The organism is Methylobacterium sp. CCH5-D2 (assembly GCF_001556475.1).
Taxonomy (GTDB): domain Bacteria; phylum Pseudomonadota; class Alphaproteobacteria; order Rhizobiales; family Beijerinckiaceae; genus Methylobacterium; species Methylobacterium hispanicum.
This window is the reverse complement of sequence record NZ_LSIX01000852.1, coordinates 1-652: the sequence shown is the minus strand read 5'-3', so window position 1 is coordinate 652 and position 652 is coordinate 1. Positions and strand designations below refer to the sequence as shown.

At 77.1% G+C, this 652-nt stretch carries 1 protein-coding gene; it reads right to left on the bottom strand.

Annotation, left to right across the window (positions count from 1 at the left end; translation table 11 throughout):
• Window positions 1–118 precede the first annotated feature (118 nt).
• The gene (gene zapA / locus AX737_RS22415) at window positions 119–493 is read right to left on the bottom strand and encodes a cell division protein ZapA (RefSeq protein ID WP_066925034.1); all 375 of its coding nucleotides are present in this window, start codon (window positions 491–493) and stop codon (window positions 119–121) included.
• Window positions 494–652 lie beyond the last annotated feature (159 nt).

Here is a 652-nt window from a genome sequence, read left to right as displayed (position 1 = left end):
GGGACCCGCGCCTGACCGGGGCTAGGCTCGCTCGGCATATGCGATCGCCCTGCCCTATGGGAGAGGGGGCACGGCGCGGTTCACCCCACACGGCCGAACCGATCAGCCGGAAACGGTATCAGCCCTCCCGCGGCTCCGAGCCCGCCAGCGCCTGGACCATACGCTCGATCCGCTCCGCCGCCTCGCTCACCCCCGCGGCGAGCTGCCCGGATTCGAGAGCGCGGGCCTCGGCGAGGCGCTCGGTCTCGGCCCGGAGCGCGGCGGTCTCGGCCTCCGCCGCCGCCAGCCGGCGCCGGGCCTCGGCCAGCTCGTCCGCGATGGTGAGCGCGGCCATCACCTGCAGGCGCATGTCGCCGATCTCGCCGAAGGATTGGCGCATCTCGGCCACGCGCCGGCCCAGCCCCTCGGCCAGCGCGGTGAGGTGGGGCTCCTCGCCGGGCCCGCAGGCCATGCGGTAGCTCTTGCCGTCGATCGTGACCTGGACCTGAGGCATCAGCGCGCCTCCTCGGGCTGCGCGTCCCGTCCCGGCGCGCCCGGTCCCGACGCGCCCCTGCCCAGCGCGTCCTCGACCGCGCCGATCGCCCGGTCGACGCGCCGCCCGGCCGCCTCGGCCGCGGCCTCGACCGCGGCGAGGCGGGCGGTCGCGGCATCG